The sequence below is a fragment of the Cyclobacterium sp. L-R genome (assembly GCF_056859355.1).
Genome location: NZ_JBSXOH010000097.1, coordinates 1 through 20,353, shown reverse-complemented (window position 1 = coordinate 20,353; position 20,353 = coordinate 1). Strand labels below are relative to the sequence as shown.

General features: G+C 37.9%; 12 protein-coding genes. 1 reads left to right on the top strand and 11 read right to left on the bottom strand.

Going from position 1 to position 20,353, the window contains the following annotated elements; all coding sequences use genetic code 11:
- Positions 1–9: 9 nt before the first annotated feature.
- The 10 genes from AC13EX_RS21755 to AC13EX_RS21710 all read right to left on the bottom strand — a co-directional run bounded on the left by AC13EX_RS21755 (position 10) and on the right by AC13EX_RS21710 (position 14,659).
- On the bottom strand, positions 10–1,494 hold the full coding sequence (locus AC13EX_RS21755) for a mannitol dehydrogenase family protein (protein ID WP_482894319.1): 1,485 nt from the start codon (positions 1,492–1,494) through the stop codon (positions 10–12).
- 79 nt (positions 1,495–1,573) lie between these two features.
- Positions 1,574–3,295, bottom strand: a complete 1,722-nt coding sequence (locus tag AC13EX_RS21750) for a purine-cytosine permease family protein (RefSeq protein ID WP_482894318.1) — start codon at positions 3,293–3,295, stop codon at positions 1,574–1,576.
- A gap of 682 nt (positions 3,296–3,977) precedes the next feature.
- Positions 3,978–5,177, bottom strand: a complete 1,200-nt coding sequence (locus AC13EX_RS21745) for a TIGR03862 family flavoprotein (RefSeq protein WP_482894317.1) — start codon at positions 5,175–5,177, stop codon at positions 3,978–3,980.
- A gap of 124 nt (positions 5,178–5,301) precedes the next feature.
- The gene (locus AC13EX_RS21740; RefSeq protein WP_482894316.1) at positions 5,302–6,252 is read right to left on the bottom strand and encodes a dihydrodipicolinate synthase family protein; all 951 of its coding nucleotides are present in this window, start codon (positions 6,250–6,252) and stop codon (positions 5,302–5,304) included.
- 2 nt (positions 6,253–6,254) lie between these two features.
- The gene (locus AC13EX_RS21735; protein WP_482894315.1) at positions 6,255–8,594 is read right to left on the bottom strand and encodes a glycoside hydrolase family 20 zincin-like fold domain-containing protein; all 2,340 of its coding nucleotides are present in this window, start codon (positions 8,592–8,594) and stop codon (positions 6,255–6,257) included.
- A 391-nt stretch (positions 8,595–8,985) separates the two neighbouring features.
- A complete protein-coding gene (locus tag AC13EX_RS21730; protein ID WP_482894314.1) occupies positions 8,986–10,911 on the bottom strand; it encodes a PAS domain-containing sensor histidine kinase in 1,926 nt (641 codons plus the stop codon).
- Between the two features lie 769 nt (positions 10,912–11,680).
- Positions 11,681–12,685: a nucleoside recognition domain-containing protein gene (locus AC13EX_RS21725; protein WP_482894491.1), complete on the bottom strand. Its 1,005-nt coding sequence runs from the start codon at positions 12,683–12,685 to the stop codon at positions 11,681–11,683.
- Between the two features lie 60 nt (positions 12,686–12,745).
- Positions 12,746–13,099 (bottom strand): hypothetical protein, encoded by a 354-nt coding sequence (locus AC13EX_RS21720; RefSeq protein ID WP_482894313.1) that lies wholly within the window; start codon positions 13,097–13,099, stop codon positions 12,746–12,748.
- Positions 13,089–13,865 carry a FeoB small GTPase domain-containing protein gene (locus AC13EX_RS21715; RefSeq protein ID WP_482894312.1) on the bottom strand — a complete coding sequence of 259 codons (777 nt, stop codon included), beginning with the start codon at positions 13,863–13,865 and terminating at the stop codon, positions 13,089–13,091. Before AC13EX_RS21715 ends, AC13EX_RS21720 begins: the two co-directional genes overlap by 11 nt.
- A 59-nt stretch (positions 13,866–13,924) precedes the next feature.
- Entirely contained in the window at positions 13,925–14,659 is a 735-nt protein-coding gene (locus AC13EX_RS21710) for a metal-dependent transcriptional regulator (protein WP_482894311.1), read from the bottom strand.
- A 1,208-nt stretch (positions 14,660–15,867) separates the two neighbouring features.
- On the opposite strand from AC13EX_RS21710, the gene AC13EX_RS21705 reads away from it, so the two are divergent.
- The gene (locus tag AC13EX_RS21705; protein WP_482894310.1) at positions 15,868–17,043 is read left to right on the top strand and encodes a dicarboxylate/amino acid:cation symporter; all 1,176 of its coding nucleotides are present in this window, start codon (positions 15,868–15,870) and stop codon (positions 17,041–17,043) included.
- Positions 17,044–17,242: 199 nt separating this feature from the next.
- Here the strand turns inward: AC13EX_RS21705 and katG are convergent, their stop codons facing one another.
- Positions 17,243–19,516, bottom strand: coding sequence for a catalase/peroxidase HPI (gene katG, locus AC13EX_RS21700; RefSeq protein ID WP_482894309.1), 2,274 nt, complete (start codon positions 19,514–19,516; stop codon positions 17,243–17,245).
- Between the last annotated feature and the right edge of the window lie 837 nt (positions 19,517–20,353).

The following is a 20,353-nucleotide window of genomic DNA, read 5'->3' as shown; positions in this document are numbered from 1 at the left end:
TGATGGTAATTAAATCATGGTTTGCATTAGCGCTTTAATGTTTCCATCCTTGTAAATTTGTTGTACAAAATCTGAATAACATTTAGCAAAGCGCTCATTTTTACTAAGATCACCAAAAAGGGATTCTTGTTTAATAAAAGCCAGAGTATCAGCTTTGGTCTGTTGGGCTTTTTGTCTTAGTTCAGCAGCCATGGCATCAATAATTTCTATTGGCTGACCATTTTTATCTGTACCTTTGTCGCTGTAATAACACCAAGCAGCAATCACCATAGTGGCATATTGAATGCTTCCCCCTGAATCCAAGTTTTCCTGAAGTGTAGCAATCAAAAATTTAGGCAATTTGGCCGAGCTTTCAGAACAGATACGGCTCACACTGTCTTTTATATTGGGATTGGCAAAACGCTCCTGCAAGCTGTCTTTGTAGGAATTTAAATCTATCCCTTCTAGTTCATCAAGTATTGGTGTGGCTTCCTCATCCATAAATTTTCTTAAATAGGTAACGAATGTATCGTCTTCCATACAGCCATTGATGGTCTTATGTCCATGGATAGCACCCAAGATACCCAAAACAGAATGTCCTGCATTTAGAAGGCGAAGCTTCATTTTCTCATAGGGTTTTACATTAGGAACAAATTGAACGCCTACTTTTTCAAATTCAGGACGCACATTTGAGAAATTGTCTTCCACCACCCATTGAATAAATGGCTCGCAAGTTACCGGCCACTCATCTTGTATACCCACGGATTCCTCTAAATAATCAATATCGGATTGGTTGGTAACCGGGGTAATTCGGTCAACCATGCTATTCGGAAAGCACACCTCTTTTTCAATCCAAAACGCCAGGTCTTTGTCTTGCCTTCGGGCAAAGGAAAGTAACATATCCCTGGCAACATCTCCATTGTGCTGAATATTGTCACAAGACATAACGGTGAATGCCGGCAGGCCAGAATCACGACGCTTTTTTAGCGCCGCAGTCAAAAAACCGTAGATGGTTTTAGGACGCCCAGAATCTTTTAATTCATGTTGAATATCAGGATTCTCAAAGTCAAATTGTCCAGTGGATGGATTAAAATTATATCCACCTTCGGTAATCGTAAGTGAAACAATTTTGGTGTCATGGTGAGCCATTTTATTTATAACCTCATCCGGGCTATCGAATCCTACGTTGAAATAAATTATTGAACCTATTACTTGGGGTTCAATTTTCCCATCAGGATGTTTTACGATTAGGGTGTAAAGCCCATCCTGTTTTTTAAGTACATCATGAATTTTTTGATCACCTTTTCGTAGGCCAATACCGCAAATCCCCCATTCAGGGGAAAAGGCTTTTTCCTGGAGTTTATGGGTATAGTAAGCTTGATGGGCCCGATGAAAACCGCCAACACCAACATGCACCATGCCTGCTTTCAGTTCATTTCTGGCATAGTTAGGGCTTGGAATACGATTGGCTATAGTTTTTAGGTTATTTTGATTTAGTGCTATAGGATTTTTCATTTTAAAGTTGATTTTTTTGCTTTCCTCGTAATAAAGCCCAATAGGCCACAACAAAATAGGTTACAGTACAAATAAATGCCTAACGATAAAATACTTCTCTGTTCTCTAAATAGATAGTTTCATTGGCACTACCAAAAAGGACAATAGAAGCCAAAACCAAAGTAATAAGAAGTGCTATAATACCTAAGCCATTTAACACGCTTGAGAAAATTGATTTATCACTTTTATGCGGGAATTCTAATTTTGATTTTTCCTCCTGAAATTTAGCAATATTTTCATTCCTTAATTTTTCCTTTTCCTCAGCCTCTGGGTATTTCTGTTTGGCACCATAGCGAGCTGCCAGGATGGTATAAATCAGAATTGTAAATATCCATGTAGGAATAAATAAGTAAAAGAAGGACATTACATTGAGTGCATTTAGTCCAAATCCAAACACTAAACCCAATCCCCAAGCAGCTACGGCAGGTGTACTGAATGCCAATTGGCGATAGGACAGCCAATACCGGGTATACCCTATTCTGGGAAAAATTTGGTGTTCTGCAAATACGATGGCCCCTACTGGGACAACCAACAACCCTGCATAGGTAAGGAGCGGAAGTATTTGTGAGAATACGAAAGGAAAACAAGCGATAACGATGGTGACCAAACCCACTACTATGGTTGTTTTCTTTCGCGAATGTGTATAAAAAATTGCCTGAGCAGCCAAGCCAGCTCTGTAAAGATTGGTAATAGCGTTAGTCCATCCCGCCACAATCACGATTACAAATCCAGACCAACCGAGTGCATAATAGGCCACATCTCCGGGGTCTAGTTCTACTATTGATTTCCCTAAAATGACAGCTGCACCAGCCCCCATAATCCCCGCAGCGATCCATGCAACATAATGCCCAAACATCATCCCCGTACTTGTAGCCAGTCCATAAGACTTCTTCTTCGCAAAACGTAAAAGTGCCATATCAATAAGCCCAAAATGGGTAATGGTATTTGCTGCCCAGGCAAAACCAATGACTTCAACCAATCCAATACCAGGCTCTCCGTTACTATCTATTCCTGTCCAAATGGATTGATTTCCCAAAGTAATAAAATCATCCCAGCCAGCAGGTAAGGTCTTGTCCAAAACGTCAAGGCTCAATGCAGGCAAAAGCACCATTGCTCCACTTGTAAACATCACGAACAACCAGGGTGCACAAATACTTGAAAATTCAGAAACGGCATTAAAACCATATAAAGCAATCGTGACCACAACAATTCCTACCGCAAAAACAATCAATATAAACCAGGCATTGGTAGGGTACCAGTTCAACTGGGCGGGAATATCAAAAGCAAAACGAACGGCTGTCGCTGAGACCGTAATCATGGCAGCAGAAATAACCGAAAAGATGATAACATTGGCCCAATTGTAGAGCTTGGTCATCGAATCTCCGGCAATTTTATTGAGATAGGTATAGAGGCTTAGTCTAGTATCCACCGCAATGGGCGAAGTAATAAATGTCCAGCTGAGAACAGCCAAGACATTACCAATCAATAGCCCCAACATGATGTCCATTGTTTTGGCTCCTAATGCAACAAAAGTTGCACCAATGACAAACTCTGTTGCTGCCACATGCTCTGCAGCATACAGTCCTGCAAAATGGGTCCAATCGGGGAGTTTATTTTTGTCAACTGGTAATTGTTCTTCTTCTATGTCTTCAAACTGATCAAAATTGTCGGTCATTAAACTATAAGATTGGGTTTCAATTGTTGTTTGAAAATGGATGTAATCCATCACAGCTTCGCATTCTTTTAGATAAGGAAATGACATTTTAACCCGGATTATGTAATAGAATTTCTCCGCCCTGACAATGTCAGGGGTGAAGCCTGTCCCGTGTTTACGGGAAGTGTTGCAATCGCAAGACAATCAGGCTGTTTGGAGATTTTAGCATAACACCGCTATGGTGAAATTGAAAACAGCAACGAAGTGGCTGATTTTAAAGCGATTTCAGCACGTATAGAATGTCTATTGCATATTTCATGTTTAAGCCTTTCGCAAATCACTTACCAAAATTATGGCAATGCATTTATCTGATAGTACTCCATCCTAAAATTCGCCACCTAAAAGAATCCTCGCTTGAAAGATTCATAAGGCACGATATAATAGATTTCAAATTGTAACCACCCTTTCCCAACCGATGAAAGCGTTTTCCCTCTCTTTCTACACATTGAATATGTAATATATAAAAGACTTTGGATATATAATAACGCAGCCAAATCACATAGCACAGTAGCCATTCCTTTATTTTCAGCTTTACTAAGTAGCAAATCAAACAGTCCTTTCATAACAAATTGGTAAAGTTGATAATTTCCTTACTTTCACGAACACCTTAGAATCTATAACTTAAATCTCAATGATTGGTTACAGTTACTAATGGAAAAGCTCAAATTTCACTGAAGCTTGAAATTGAGAAACCGCTTTTAACCTTAGGTTTAATCACCAGTGTATCAGCTTAGCCCTCTTTAGCTTCTAAGCCATTCAAGTATTCCGCTAACACAAATCCCATACTAAAACAGCCCTGCAAAAGATAACCACCTGTAGGAGCATACCAATCTAGCATTTCACCTATTGCATATGAATTGGGTATTTTTTTAAGCTGAAAATGCTCATCTAGTTCATCCAGGGCAATGCCACCAATGGTAGAAATTGCCTCATCCAATTCTCCAGCGGATTTGATAATAATTGGTACGGATTTGATGGTAGGTACAAGCAGCTCAGGATTTGAAAAGGTATTTTTGTCACAGAATTGCTTTAAAAGGCCAATAGAAGTTCGGTCCAGATTTAAATCTTTGCTTAAAATACCAGTCACTTTAGCCTGTCGGGAACGTTTGTATTTAGCCTTCAACTGATCTATTGTCATAGTAGGCTTTAAATCCAAGTTGATGACAACATTTTCCCCTTCAAATAGTTTTTCTTGAATTCTTCGGCTTAAGGGGTAAATGGCGTTCCCTTCAAGGCCAAATTTAGAAATATTTAACTCACCTTTAGAAAATTGATTCTCAAAACTCAGAGCAATGTTTTTCAATGGCTTTCCTTCGTGAATAGCAATAAAGTTCTCATTCCAATCAACTTCAAAAGCACAATTGGCGGCCTGAAATGGCTGCACCCTAAGGCCTTTCTTTTCAAAGCAATTTTTCCAGCTCCCATCAGAACCAGTCACTTTCCAACTTGCCCCTCCTAAAGCAAATACAACGATATCGGTTGCTACGTCTTCAATATGTTCAAAACACAACTGTCCCTCTTTGTTCCAGCCCTCCCACTTGGTGTCTAACTGAAATTCTATTTCCTTGGCTGATATAATGGCGGTGATTTTATTAAGGACTTCAATAGGTTTTATTCCCATTTCAGGAAAAACCCGATTGCTAGACCCTGTGAAAGTAGAGATATCATGACTCTTCAACCAAGTCACCAGGTCTTGATTGGTAAACTGACTAATGACAGGAGCCATAAACGCTCTTGGAAAGTATTGATCTATGAGGTCGTCTAAGGTGGTATTGTAAGTCAGGTTCAATCCTCCATCACCGGCTACCAAAAATTTACGCCCCACCGTTTTTTTCTTATCAAAAAGTTTTACGCTATACTTCTTTGTGTCTAACTGTGCTGCAAGCATAAGCGCTGCGGCACCTCCTCCTATAATCGTTAAACGCTTCATCTAATAAAATTAGTGGCTTTTAATGTGGGACAATATGTTCATAGGTAAGCCTTATTGAGTTCGGTCCTAACCGGTAAACTTGTAGAAATCTAATGTGATTGGTGGAATAGTTTCAACTCCAAAATCAGGTTTTATTTGACCTTTGGGTTTTTAACTCATTTTCAATGCGCAAAATACGATCTATATGTTTGTCTGCCAATTTTTGATGTAGGACATCAAAAGGAAGAATGGGATTTCGCACATTGGGTGTTGGGTAAATACCTTGCCGGAAAAGCAAACGTTTGAAAAAATGTATGGAGAGGTCCAGGTGTTGATTGGAAAAAGCCAAGACAGGAAGGACCTTCTCAAAAAGAGCTTCTGCATCCTCAGATTTTCCTTCCTCATAAAGGCGGTAGATAGTGGTGTATATATAATTCATGCCAGTAGGCATAAAGGCATGGACACCACGTTGCAGCCCTTCCATCATTTGAGATACTGCCCAACCCCCACTTATATTCAACCTTCCATTGGTCAATTGCAAAATCCGTGAATATTTGGGTCCTGCGGGAATGGTTTCAATTTTCAAACAACGGAAAGCCAGCACGTTTTCGAATAGCTCACAAATTAGCTCATCCGACAAGCCATATCCTGTAGCATCCCAATCTTGAAGCATGATCATTTCTGGATCAAGCTCAGCCAATTCCATAAAATGATTTCTAAACTGATTTTCGTTAACAAATGGAATTTGAAACAGGATATTTTTACAACCAAGCTTAAGATAAGATTTTATTAGGGCCTTGCTTTTGGATAAGTCCTGTTCCCCTGCCCCACCGATAACAGGTATTTTGCCCTCTACAGTCTCCAAAACCATAGACAACATATTCTGACGTTCTATATGGGATAATTTATACACTTCCGCGGCCATGGCAGGCACCAAAACGCCTGCAACACCTGCCTCCAAAGCTTCTAGTACATTAACTTTTAAAGCATCAAAGTCAATGGAATCCTCCTTGGTAAATGGTGTATTGAGCACTGTTACAATCCCCTTTAAAGGATAAAGCTCTTTTTCAACCGATGATTTGTCATAGGCTTGCATATTTATTGTTTAATCAGCCATACATCGGTAACGCGTGATTGCTTTCTCCAATTTAGATGTTCTTCATCCGGTTTATCAAAACTTAATTTTAATTCACCATCCTTGATCAACGCTTTAGAAAGTGGGAATTCTTTAAATTCTTCAAAGCCTTTTTCATATTTTGTAGGTTCCAACAATTGGCCATTGGCTCTTAAAAGCGCTTCACCAAAACCGGAAACCCTGATCATATAATTGGCATTTGGGTCCAAACCATTGTATGCTAGGGCTGGGGTAAACTGGAACAGTTGGGTAGACAATCTTTTTCTACTTCGGCCCTCATTCTCCCATAAAAAGTCAATGGCATCATCTGTTTTGGAAGTAACATGTTTGGCATCAGCACTGGATACATTGTCATAAAAGCTACCTTCCCCAGGAAATTCATAGGTGCTTATGAATTCCAATCGGTCTAATTTTTCTGCTTCAGAATCAAATGCCTTAATTTTATTGAACTCATCTTCTAACCACCACCTATTGTTTAAGGGGTAATCAATAAAATCCAAGACGGCACCTCTCTCAGCACTTCTTGCCTGATATTTCTCAACGCTGGTCTGCGCACCAATGGATTGAAATAGTTTTTCTCCATAGGAAAAAACCTCCTTTTTCAGTTCTTGTGAGACCATTTCAGAATCCGCTTTATCAAGATGACGCAAGGCTTCTTTCATGGCTTTGTCCGCTCCAATGGAGTTGGCGTTGGCCAGTATTTCATAAGCTTCCACTTCCAGCCCTTTTTCGAAGGCAAGCCTATCCTGAATATAGGCATCGTAATAGGCCCGCATCACCAATTGCTGCCACCTCCAATTATCTACCAATTGGGGATTATTTCCTTCCAACCTTTTCCATAAGGCCAGGCTTTCTTTGATTGAGGTGTTTTTCAGGACAGGACCATCCCAATTTTTTTCCAAGGCAAATATGCCTTGAGTTGCTTCTTCTGCCACTTCCGGGCCAAAGTAAAATTGAGAATATTCAAGAACAATTTCTTGGGGGTCTTTACTCGCATCCCAACCCAGTTGGCTCCAAATCGCCTTATTAACATCATCATGAGAACCATCAGAATAGGTGATAAAACCATCAGTATATTTTGAATCTCTGTTGAAAATTTCGGTATACATTAGTGGTTGTGGGTTAGTAGGCTCTCTTCCTAAAGTCAATGCAAATGCCTGGTCCCAGTTATCTACAGGATATTGACACCTTACCGTATGGGTAATGTCTGGATAAAAACGATGTAGGTATTTTTCAGGCAATAACTTTCTCTCCAGATGAATTGGAGGACTACTGGGCCCATAAACCAATCCTCTGAGCCAATCAGGGTTATTTTTCTCTAAGTATTCGAAAAAATAATCAACTTTTTCTTTATTAAACCCCTGCAAAGAAACCCAAATACCTGCATCCGGATGATACTTTTTCAATATTTCCGACAAATCGTTTAAATAGGGTATTAATTGGGCCGGATGGTTTTCTCCTGGGTCTCCACCCGGAACAAATACCCCATCTAATCGAGGACATTTAGCATAAAATGCTTCTTGCTCTTCAAGCCCCTGCAAGTGGGCATTTTTTATAGTCAAATCATTTGGTGCAGGTGTCCAAACCCAATATTCGGCATCGTATTTTTCGCAAATTCTGCTAAGTTCCACTTCCATGATCTGTGGATCAATCTTAAAGTGGGGGCTCGAATTTGCTGCCTGAAAAGGAATGTTTTCAAAACTATTGGCACCAAAAAGTACCTGTTCTCTAAAATGTTGATCGAATTGCTCCACCGTCCAGGCATCCCAGGAATTGGCAGTATTTCGATAGCCAAACTGGTGACCACGTAGGGCATATTCTGGCGCTTCTGAAAAATCAATATTAGAATCAATGGAAATATTTCCTTTTTTCATTTTGGCTGTTCTTAGCAATTTTCCAATACCATAAAGAACCCCTCTCGCATCTGCTCCAAGGATCCATAGTGTATTATGCCCGTCCTTAGACGCATGGTAAATGCGGTAACCTTCTTTTTTTAACTCCTGAGCATCTTCAGCACTTTTAAAAGGTAGCTCTTTTCCAAACAATTGATTATCGGATGAAAGGGCAAGGGCAATGGTGATATTAGAATCCCAATTGGTATTTTTTTCCAGAGAAATCCCCGTGCGTTTTTCAATTTCTTCAATAAGTACAGTTGCTGAAGTTTCTTGTATGGAGGATTTAATATTGGGCGATATTAAAATCTTTGCAGAAGTTAGATTTAGGTCTTTAGCCCCTTCAGGTGTACAGGACATTAAAGTACCTGCAACCAATAATATCAGCAAAATAGCTCGTTTTATTTTCATTATTTCTCAACCATTTAATTTATTGAATCGGGTAGTTTCAGCTCTCCCAAAGCTGTTCTCTAACTAGGGTTTTGCATAAACCTATTAGACTCCAATATTTAATACTCTTGATTAGACCAATCCTACCAATGAGAGAAGCTGAAAAAGGTAAAACATCTTCCAAAAAACAGGTAATACCTAACTATTGTCTATTGAGACTAATAGTAACCAAATCAAAATGAAACCGTTGCGGACAACTTTTCGCCTTTTTCACAAAAATACAAAGAAATTAAAATTTACTCCCTACCATATTAGCATTCAAATTTGGGTAAAATTGCTCTTTTGGGACTGGATGGGTCACTTGGTATTAGATTTACCTATAGACAAAAAAAGAAGAAATGGAACAGAAGTATCAAATCAAATTTTTAAGTATTGTAAAGTAGAAAGTACTTCCTTCATTTTCTATGGAATCTACCCATATTTCCCCACCATGCATATGTGCTATTTTTTCACAATGCGCCAAACCTATACCAGTTCCTTCGTAATTACTGCGTTTATTGAGCCGTTTAAAAATAGCAAAAACATCCTGCTTGTTTTTTTCCGGAATACCAATACCATTGTCTTTTACTGAAAATCTCCAATAATCTAAACTGTCTTGAACTGATACATGAACTTTTGGGCAAGTTCCTGGTTTTTGAAATTTTATCGCATTGCTAATTAAATTCTGAAACAGTAGTCGTAGTTCAATTTTATAAGCTTTTAATAAAGGAAGTTTATCTGATGTAACCACCGCCTTTTCTCCTTTGATAACAGTAGTCAGGTCAATAATTATTTCCTGAATTATTTCATTGCTATCAACAATTTTTATTTTTTTTGTTCGACCAATTCTGGAGTAATCCAAAAGCCCTTTAATTAATTCGCTCATTCTATCAGTCGCCTCAATCATAAATTCAAGCGATAGTCTGGCATCCTCATCTAACTTGCAGGAATATTCATCATTTAAAATATCAATTATACTTCTGACTGTTCTCAAAGGTTCCTGCAAATCATGGGAAGCTATATAGGTGAATTGTTCAAGCTCCTTGTTTCTTTGTTTAAGACTTTCAAATTGAACAGCCATTTGGGTGTGTTGGGTAATATCTTGCCTAATGGTTAAAAACTGATAAATTTCATTCCGTTCATTTTTAAATGGGACAATAGCAGTATGGACCCAGTAAAATTTTCCATCCTTGGTCTTGTTTTTAATTCCTCCAAGCCATATTTCACCACTTTTTATGGTAGCCCATAATTCTTTGAAAAAATCCTCCGGATGATAACCAGACTTGTTAACGCTATGTTTTTTACCAATCAGTTCATTCCGGTCATACTTTGAAACTTCACAAAATTTATCATTAACGGAAATTATTTTGCCATTCACATCAGTAATATCTACTAGAAAACTACTATCCAAAGCCTCTTTGTACTGTTGTATTTCTTTGGTTGAAGCATGAAATGCTCTTTCAAACTTTTCTTTCTCCTGCTCTTTCTTATTAAATTGAATCCCTACCACAAATACATAACTTACTGAAACAAAAACAGCAATTACAGCATAAATAATAACCCCACTATTCAGACCAACTACATTATTATTAATTAGATACAGCAGTGTGAAGGTCATCACTACAATCATGAAAAAATTATAAGGGGCTACCACTTTTAACAATTTGCTACCTGCATAATTGCCAAATAGCAAATCATTAAACGCTTGAGGGGCATTTTTATGTGACAAGATCGCGGAAAGCCAGAAAAACAATAAAGAGGTGAAAAATGGTATGGGTATCAGAAAACTGGCACTGTCCCCTGGGATATTTAAAACAAAAATAATAACCGAAGCAGTGTTTAGTAATAGTATGGCGAATAAAATAAATTGGGTAATTAGCTTTACTCGTTCAGATTTAGAATAAATTGCCCAAACAGCCCCCCCCATCAAAAGGAAGGAGAGCGCAGTTGCTACTGTCATACTTCCTGATACTTTTACAAAATAACCTACACTTATAGCTGAATTAGCTAAAAAGACATCAAGAATGGTTATTAGAGAAATAATCAAAACACCAATAATGGCTGCTCTGTTTAGGAAAATAAAAAATAAGGATCTTCTTTGAGAAGCCAATATGCCCAGACTTAATAAAAAGAAAGAAAATGCAGTAATAAGGTCCATTGGTGGACTACCAAGAATAAGGCCTGATATCGAATTTAATCCAAGTATCCACAACAATATAACAGCTATACTAAACGCCAATGTTATTAAGCCTATATTTTTTAAGTTCTTTGCCTTCCTAGCATTAAGTTTTGTGATCATATAGTTATAAAAGTAAATCGAGATTACAAATTATTAATAGCTTCCAAAACGATCTATTTTCCTGAAAAGAATCCCTGAATAAATACCTCTTACCCTATAGGTAGCGTTTATTCTAATATAATGGATTGTATAATAAGAATTTATCATCAAAAAAATCACCATAGTTCATATTCATTTTCAATATTTTATAAAAAATAATTTACAAAAACCAATTATATTTAACAAATGACGAACATTACCAACTAAATCAATTAAAAATAATGATTTTAACATTTAAAAAAAACAATATATTGAATCAATTGGAAGTAAGGCTAAACTACATTAGGCAGTAAAATGGTTATATCCAGTTATAAATAGCCAGTATTTTAGAGTGAAATATCAGAAAATCCACAAAAAAAGGGTGTACTATATAATTCTTAATGTTGATTTATCCAATTGTAACATTCAAACACTATTTTCAACATAACTACCCTGGCCTACTGATTTTATTACTTCTTCCTAAATCTTGTAACTTTGCCCCTACACCAATCGCCCTCATTAGGTTAATGCTATTTAGGTATCACTTTCCTTAACCTAAAAACAATCAAATTGACTTTATTTCCATACAATTACCCATGTATTCAATGACTTGGAAAACACCTTTCATTATGCCCAAACTAAAGAGGCTTTCACTTGAGTCGGAACACCCTGCCATTTCTTGAATATTTTACTCTATCACATAATCCAAAGAGACCCTAAATTCTAATTACTCTGTTTTTAAAAGCTAGGTTTAAACCAGAATCCTCCAAATTTGAGCGACTAAAAAAGTTACAATAAAGCCAGCAATAACCGGTAATATTGACGCTAATACGGTCCATTTCACGGAATTTGTCTCTTTGTAAATGGTATATATTGTCGTACTGCATGGATTATGCAATAAACTAAACAACATTACATTTACTGCCGTAAGTAAAGTCCAACCACCTGACTTCAAAATTTCTGCTGTGGCTGAAATAGAGTCCAATTCAAACATTACCCCATCTCCAACGCCTCCAGCAACACCTGTTACCATTACGGTAAGCATCAATATGGTAGGTATTACGATTTCGTTGGCAGGAATGGCCACAATATAGGCTAGGAGGATAACGCCATTTAAGCCTAATAAAAAGCCAAATCCATCAAAAGAATCAACTAACCAGGAAGCAACACTTTGATCACCAATAAAAATATTAGAAATCAACCAAATCACTGCTCCTGCAGGGGCTGCAAAAACAATTGCACGCCAGAGTACGATCAAAGTTCTATCTATTAGTGAGGTATAAATTGTTTTCCAAAAAACAGGTGGTCTATAAGGAGGCAACTCTAAATTAAAAGTTGAAACTTCCCCTTTCAACACAGTTTTGGACAATGCCCAAGAAAAGAAAAACATAAAGGCAATACCCAAAACAGCTATACTTATTACGGCAATTAAAGACGCTAAGCTTGAATAAGAGGCTGGAACCACAGCACCTATAAATATGGTGGCCAATAATATTTGGGTAGGCCAACGTCCATTACACAAAGAAAAATTATTTGTGATAATGGCAATTAAACGTTCCCTAGGACTGTCAATAATACGGGTTGCAACCACTCCCGCAGCATTACAATCAAAGCCCATACTCATTGTAAGCGCCTGCTTGCCATGAGCCCCGGACTTCTTAAAAAGATTGTCCATATTGAATGCAACTCTTGGCAAATATCCAAAATCTTCCAAAAGGGTAAATAACGGAAAAAAAATAGCCATTGGTGGCAACATTACAGCTACGACCCAAGCTAAGGCCAAATAAACGCCATCAAACAAAAACCCGTTTAACCATCAAGGAAAGCCAACATTGGCGCCAAGACTTTTCAAGAATGGGTGAATATTGTCTAACAGCAATGTGGCTAACATGGAAGAAGGGTAATTGGCCCCAATAATAGTCAGCCACAAAACAACTCCTAAAATAAAAAGCATGATAGGGAAGCTCCAAATTCTACTGGTAACAACCTTGTCAATTTTAGCATCTAGTCTAAATTTAGATTTTTCATTGTCTCTGGTAACTGCATCCTCTACAATTTTAGAAGCATCTGAATAAATACTTTCGGCTAAATTATCATGAAAATCATCTCCAATTTCCCACCGCAACTCTTCTGATAATGCGATTATCTCATCTATTTTTTTAGTACTCATCGGTTGCTATATTGCCTGTTTTTAACGCTTCTATTATCTGAGTATCTCCTTCCAATAATCTAAAAGCAATCCATCTGCTATTAGAAATATTGGGGTATTCCTTTTGAATTGTTTCACTCAATTTCTGAACTGAATGCTCAATATTTTTAGGGATGTTTTTTATCCTGCGAGGTTTGCATTTAATCTTTCCATTGGCTAATTCACTAATGGTTTGAATGAGTTCCGGAATACCTCTTTGAAACCGTGCACTAGTTGGAACAACAGGAATCCCAAGATCTTTTGATAAAATTCTGGTATCTATTTTAATATTATTTCTTTCTGCCTCATCTATCAAGTTCAGGCATAAAATGGCATTATTGGTGATTTCTAAAATTTGCAAAACAAGGTTTAAATTTCGTTCTAATCGGCTGGCATCTGCAACAATCACCGTAACTGTAGGTTTCCCGAAGAGGATAAAATTTCTCGCAACTTCTTCATCTTCCGAAGTCGATAATAAAGAATAGGTTCCTGGCAAATCTACCAGTTTATATTTTTGATTATTGTATTCAAAAGCACCTTCAGCTCTCAACACGGTTTTTCCAGGCCAATTACCCGTATGTTGTCGTAAACCAGTAAGGGCATTAAAAACCGTACTTTTACCTGTGTTTGGATTGCCAGCAAGTGCCACAACAAAATCAAAATCATCGGTTTTTACGCCTAGTTTTTTAAGTCCATCAGCATTAAAAAGGCCACAAGTTTCACAAGCACTATTCGTTTTATTTTCCATTACTCTTTTCTGTTTATTAAAATTTTTGACGCTTGGTCTTTCCTTAAAGCAATGGCTGTTCATTTTATAAAGTATGCTTTTGGGTCACCTAAAGGGTTTAATAAATCAATGGCTACAGTTGCGCCTTTTACGAAACCTAAATCTAACAATCGCCTTCTGCTTTCTCCTCTACACTCTTTCGATAATCCCACAATTATTGCCTTTTCATCTAAATTTAAACTGGATAAACGGGCAATATTTTCTTCTTGTAATTCAACTTTTTCTGATAATGATATGGTAATATTCCCAGCTACTATTGGCGCTAAAACAAATTGTTCGCCCTCTGAATGAAAGACTACACGGGTATTGTTGTTTTCTATAATTCTAATAGTGGAGTATAAATGGATGTTTTCTGCTAAAATCTGTCTGTAAATAATATCTGGCTCATCTTCTATATGAATGATTTGGCCAATATCATTTACCTTAAGCGATGATAAGGGCAGTCCCCTCTTGCTTTTCATTTTTCCCTTACTTGTTGGTATGGGGTCACCATGCGGATCAAATCTAGGGTTACCCAATAGGTCAGAGAGCTTGTCTATCTCGGATTCACTTAATTCATGTTCTTTTTCTTCTGCTCGTTCATGCCATTCTTCTTTACGGAAACCAGTTTTTTCAGATAAGTATTTTTCCCACAATCGATGGGCTCTTATGATTTGAAAAGCATATTCATTCCCATTTGGAGTTAGTTTATAACTGTCTTTTTCTAGTACAATCAATGCATTGTCCATCATTTTTTTGAGACTTTCAATAATCAATGAATTGGAAAAATTTAACGAATTTATCAGATCGCTAGTTGTTATTGAGTTATTGGATATTTGATTGTGATACAAGAACTTTAATATGTCCTCAATGATTACTTTATCTTTTTGTTTATAACTACTTTTCAGTACAAAGTAAATCCCCTTTTTAGGTCTGAAAGCAAAAAAAAGCACCAAACAAATTCCGAAAAAAATGGCCAGAGCTGTTATAGGGTTATAATTCATCTTTTAAATTAAAAATTTCTTATTAGGTTTTCAGAAATATAAAATTGCCATTTATCTATTTCAATCTTGAATGAATTGCCGAGCTATTCGACATTAAACACTCTAATATGATTAGCAAGGGTAAGCTTACTTTTGATTAAGTTATAAACAATACTTGTAAAAGCAGTTTTTTCAACAAAACCCCTCTCCTTTTCAATCTTGCGGTAATAAAATAAATGATTTAAAATGGGTGCAATATTAGTATCAGAAAACAGACTGCGAGGAGGGTCAACTTCTGAAGAATTCAAACCCAACATATGAAATAGAAAATCTACTAGGTGCAAGAAACTACAATCATCCTGAATTCCTTACGATTACAACACTTCCCGTAAACAGGGGACGGGCTTTCCCCTGACTATCGTCAGAGCGGAGAAATTCTATTTCATAATCCGGATAAATAAGAATCCTATCAATTTGTCAATTTTCCCAAATACAGTTGTTCAAATTGGTATGCAATCTCCTATTCTTAATCGATAATGTTATAAAGTTAAGTTATTTAGGCAACTATTATTGTATCCCCTAATATGATTTTCTTCTGATTTTCACTCTTTAACCTATATGAACCGATAAAGTTTCCTGCCTTTTTTGAGCCTGCCCCGTTCTTTCTTCAGAGGAATTACTGTAACTACAATAAAAGCAGGTCATTTGAGGACTGAACCATAGTTTCGCCTTGCTTAATTGCCAGAGCGGAAACAACATACAATAACCTGACTTATAATTTTTTACAGCCTATAACCCAAGGTCTATTGAATTTTTGGTTTTAATGAAAGTAATGTAGAAATACGATCTCATTGAGAAATTGGCATGAAAACAAGAGCATATAATAAGTATTTCAAACAAAATAAGCCATGTCATAAAATGCTCCTTTCTGACAATGGCTGTATATTAGCAAACGTAAAAAATACTTTCGGGAAGAAATCCCATATCAATTAGCATAAATTATGAAGCGCATATTTTCAAACTTACTCTTTAAAGTTTTTCTTGCCATAGTATTGGGCATTGTTTTCGGACAGTATTTACCTGAATCTATAAATAGAATTTTCACCACCTTTAATGCATTTTTCGGACAGTTTCTAAATTTCGCTATACCCTTAATTATTATGGGATTAATAATGCCTGCAATAGCTGATTTAGGAAAAGGTGCAGGAAAATTATTGTTAATGACTGCTGCCATTGCATATGGTTCCACCTTGTTCTCAGGTTTTATGACCTATCTTACTACTTCCGGGATATTCCCCATGCTCTTGGAATCGCATGTCAATGGAGCTGCTCCAATTGCTGAAGAGGGACCTCAATTAACACCTTACTTTAGTATTAGCATTCCTCCCATACTCGACATCATGTCAGCCCTTGTTTTAGCCTTTGTAGTTGGAATAGGTCTTTCTACTCAGGAAGAATCAAACCTAAAATGGATGGTGAGAGACTTTCAAAAAATCATCATGCAATTGATTGAAAATGTAATCATCCCACTCTTGCCGCTTTTCATTTTGGGTATTTTTGCAAAAATGTCCTTTAGCGGACAAGTCTTTTCAATACTTTCCGTATTCATTAGCATTATTGGGGTAATTTTTGCCTTGCACGTTCTACTATTGCTATTTCAATACATCATAGCAGGATTGGTTTCAAAGAAAAATCCTATTAAGTTACTGATCACAATGATGCCTGCCTATTTCACCGCATTGGGGACACAATCTTCTGCGGCTACCATCCCGGTAACCTTAGAACAAGCACTTAAAAATGGTGTTTCTGAGAAAATCGCTGGCTTTGTTATCCCTTTATGTGCCACCATTCACCTATCCGGCAGCATTATGAAAATCACTGCTTGCGCCATGGCATTGATGATTCTGTACGGAATGCCTTTTGGTTTCACACTCTTTGCCGGATTCATTTTTGTTTTAGGTATAGCTATGATTGCTGCACCGGGAGTGCCCGGCGGGGCCATTATGGCCGCTGTTGGTATCCTTCAATCCATGTTAGGGTTTAACGAAGAAATGATTGGCATTATGATCGCTTTGTACATTGCCATGGATAGTTTTGGCACCGCCTGCAATGTGACCGGAGACGGGGCAATAGCTATAGTGATGGATAAGGTAACCAAAGAAAAGTTGGCCGCTTAATACTGAAATAAGATTTATCTTTCTATATAGGTGGAGCCTCTTCTTCACAATCAATCACAACTAATTCTATTGCCTATTTCGGGTTTAATAAACAGCTGATTTCAATAGGGAAATCCTAAGAATCATTACGTAAAACAATAAAAAATCGGCTTGGATAGATCATCAAAGCCGATTTTTATTATAAACTGAAGCAACTTGATTATTTCAAATCAAACCGATCAGCATCCATTACCTTCGTCCAAGCCTTTACAAAATCATTTGCAAATTTTTCCTTGCTATCGTCTTGTGCGTATACTTCGGCATACGAACGTAAAATAGAATTGGAACCAAAAACCAGATCCATACGCGTAGCGGTCCATTTTACTTCACCCGTATTTCGGTCGCAAATATCATAAAGCCCCTGCTCCTTCGGTTTCCATGTGTTCCCCATATCTGTCAGATTAACAAAGAAATCGTTTGTTAAAGCTCCGACATTATCGGTAAAAACACCATGTTTAGTATTGCCATAATTGGTACCCAACATACGCATACCACCAACAAGCACCGTCATTTCCGGTGCAGTTAGTCCCATTAGCTGGGTTCGATCGAGCATCAATTCCTCAGAACTTACGACGTAGTCTTTTTTGCTGTAGTTGCGATATCCATCAGCCAATGGTTCTAGTGGATCAAATGAATCTGCATCTGTCATTTCATCGGTAGCATCTCCTCTACCGGGTGAAAAAGGAACAGTAATATCAAAACCTGCCGCTTTGATGGCTTGCTCTACACCTAGATTCCCTGCCAATACAATGGTATCAGCAATACTGATCCCAAATTCAGCAGCGATAGGCTCGAGTACAGACAATACATGGGCCAAACGCTCAGGTTCATTGCCTTCCCAGTCTTTTTGAGGGGCTAAACGAATTCTGGCCCCATTGGCTCCACCACGCTTATCAGAATCCCGATAGGTTCGTGCACTGTCCCATGCGGTAACCACCATCTCTGCAATTGACAAGCCGGATTCGGCAATTTTTTCCTTTACAGCTTCCACATCATAATCCGCTTTTCCGGCAGGAACAGGGTCTTGCCATATCAAATCTTCCTCCGGCACATCAGGGCCAAAATACCTAACTTTTGGTCCCATATCCCTGTGAGTTAATTTGAACCAAGCACGAGCAAAGGTTTCTGAAAAATATTCATGATCATTCATAAATTTCAAGCAGATCTCTTTGTAGATAGGGTCCACCTTCATTGCCATATCAGCATCCGTCATCATTGGATTTAGACGGATACTAGGATCCTCAACATCTACAGGTTTGTCCTCTTCTTTTATGCTTACCGGTTCCCACTGCCAAGCTCCTGCAGGACTTTGCCGAGGCTCCCATTCATGGTTGAACAGCATTTCAAAAAACCCATTGTCAAATTTGGTAGGGTGGGTTGTCCATGCACCTTCTAGGCCACTTGTCACTGCATAGCGACCTTTTCCGGTTTTGGTAGGATTGTGCCATCCCAAGCCTTGTTCTTCAACATCCGCAGCTTCAGGTGCCGGGCCCAAAATGCTTGCATCACCGTTGCCATGTGTTTTGCCTACCGTATGTCCTCCGGCAGTTAAGGCAGCAGTCTCTTCATCATTCATGGCCATCCGGGCAAAGGTTTCACGGATATGTGCCGCTGTTTTTAAAGGATCTTGTTTACCATTGACTCCCTCCGGATTCACATATATTAAACCCATTTGCACTGCAGCCAAAGGGTTTTCCATGGTTGATGGATTCTCCACATTGTCATATCGCTCATCACTTGGTGCCAACCATTCTTTTTCAGCTCCCCAATAAGTATCTTTTTCAGGATGCCAAATATCTTCCCTTCCAAAGGAGAAACCATAGGTTTTTAACCCCATGCTCTCATAGGCTATGGTTCCTGCCAGTATAATTAAATCCGCCCAACTGACTTTATTGCCATATTTTTTCTTAATGGGCCAAAGCAATCTTCTGGCTTTGTCCAAGCTAACGTTATCGGGCCAAGAATTTAAGGGTGCGAAACGAAGGTTTCCTGCACCACCGCCACCACGCCCGTCAGAAATTCTATAGGATCCGGCTGAATGCCAAGACATACGAATAAATAAGCCACCGTAATGTCCCCAATCTGCCGGCCACCATTCCTGACTATCAGTCATAAGCGCATGCATGTCTTTTTTTAATGCCTCTACATCTAGCTTTTTTAACTCATTTTGGTAATCAAAATCCTGTCCCAAAGGATTTGTTTTGCTGTCGTGTTGATGCAGAATATCGAGATTGAGGGCATTTGGCCACCAACTCATAACTGAGGCGTTGACTGAAGTATTTCCGCCATGCATCACAGGGCATTTACCGGCCGAACTACCATTGGCAGAGGTATTGTCGTTGCCTTCAGCAATGGTTACGCCTTCATCCTGTTTTTCATGGTGCGGGCATTTGCTTTCTTCCTGTGATGATTTCGGGTTTTTATTATTCTCCATATTCAAAAGGTTTATTGTTTTACATTCATTTATAAACTTAATTTGAGTTTTTGCTCATTTATCATTGCAAATAGTATTTATAACACTTTCTCTGGTTTTATGTTTTCTAAATAAACCGCAACTTGGCAATTTTATACTCCTGTGAGGCCCAATTAAAAGACAGGACATTTAACCTAAAAACACCAATTTCGAAGTTAAATATTAGAATAGATTATTCTTAACTCCCACAGTACCCCATATAAAAAAGCTATTCCCGGGTACAATCCCTTAAGCTGTTCATTGTCAATTACAAAATAGTAATTTCTTACAGAATTTCAGCAAGAGATCGAATAAATTGTTATTTAAAACCCTTTTCAATACAGAACACCAATTGCATATTCAGTATTAATCTATACAATTCTTGGTTCAATTTTTTTTGATCCAGGGACCGAAATCATACTACTTTAGTAACTGCATTTCACAACTATTTTGATGGATCACTTTAAGGCTATTTTTTATTATACTCCACAATTCTAAATTACTAGCGAAGTTTATCCTTTTAGGATCATGCCTAATGGTTTTAATTATAAGTTTTTCTATTTTTAGAGTCTTTTCAAGATTAGCAAAAGCCCTTTTGTAAGATCGGATTTCATTATTTTTCCAAGTAGTAATGGATTAAACCCGGATTATGTAATAGGATTTCTCCGCCCTGACAAGGTCAGGGGTGATGCCTGTCCCGTGTTTACGGGAAGTGTTGCAATCGCAAGAAAATCAGGCTGTTTGGAGATTTTAGCATAGCACCGCTATGGTGAAATTGAAAGCAGCAACGAAGTGGCTGATTTTGAAGCGATTTCAGCA

Coding starts and splice junctions, on each gene's coding strand:
- katG (WP_482894309.1), bottom strand. CDS start 19,516: ATGGAGAATAATAAAAACCCGAAATCATCACAGGAAGAAAGCAAATGC.
- AC13EX_RS21730 (WP_482894314.1), bottom strand. CDS start 10,911: ATGATCACAAAACTTAATGCTAGGAAGGCAAAGAACTTAAAAAATATA.
- AC13EX_RS21750 (WP_482894318.1), bottom strand. CDS start 3,295: ATGTCATTTCCTTATCTAAAAGAATGCGAAGCTGTGATGGATTACATC.
- AC13EX_RS21725 (WP_482894491.1), bottom strand. CDS start 12,685: ATGTTGCCACCAATGGCTATTTTTTTTCCGTTATTTACCCTTTTGGAA.
- AC13EX_RS21720 (WP_482894313.1), bottom strand. CDS start 13,099: ATGAGTACTAAAAAAATAGATGAGATAATCGCATTATCAGAAGAGTTG.
- AC13EX_RS21745 (WP_482894317.1), bottom strand. CDS start 5,177: ATGAAGCGTTTAACGATTATAGGAGGAGGTGCCGCAGCGCTTATGCTT.
- AC13EX_RS21735 (WP_482894315.1), bottom strand. CDS start 8,594: ATGAAAATAAAACGAGCTATTTTGCTGATATTATTGGTTGCAGGTACT.
- AC13EX_RS21755 (WP_482894319.1), bottom strand. CDS start 1,494: ATGAAAAATCCTATAGCACTAAATCAAAATAACCTAAAAACTATAGCC.
- AC13EX_RS21740 (WP_482894316.1), bottom strand. CDS start 6,252: ATGCAAGCCTATGACAAATCATCGGTTGAAAAAGAGCTTTATCCTTTA.
- AC13EX_RS21705 (WP_482894310.1), top strand. CDS start 15,868: ATGAAGCGCATATTTTCAAACTTACTCTTTAAAGTTTTTCTTGCCATA.
- AC13EX_RS21715 (WP_482894312.1), bottom strand. CDS start 13,865: ATGGAAAATAAAACGAATAGTGCTTGTGAAACTTGTGGCCTTTTTAAT.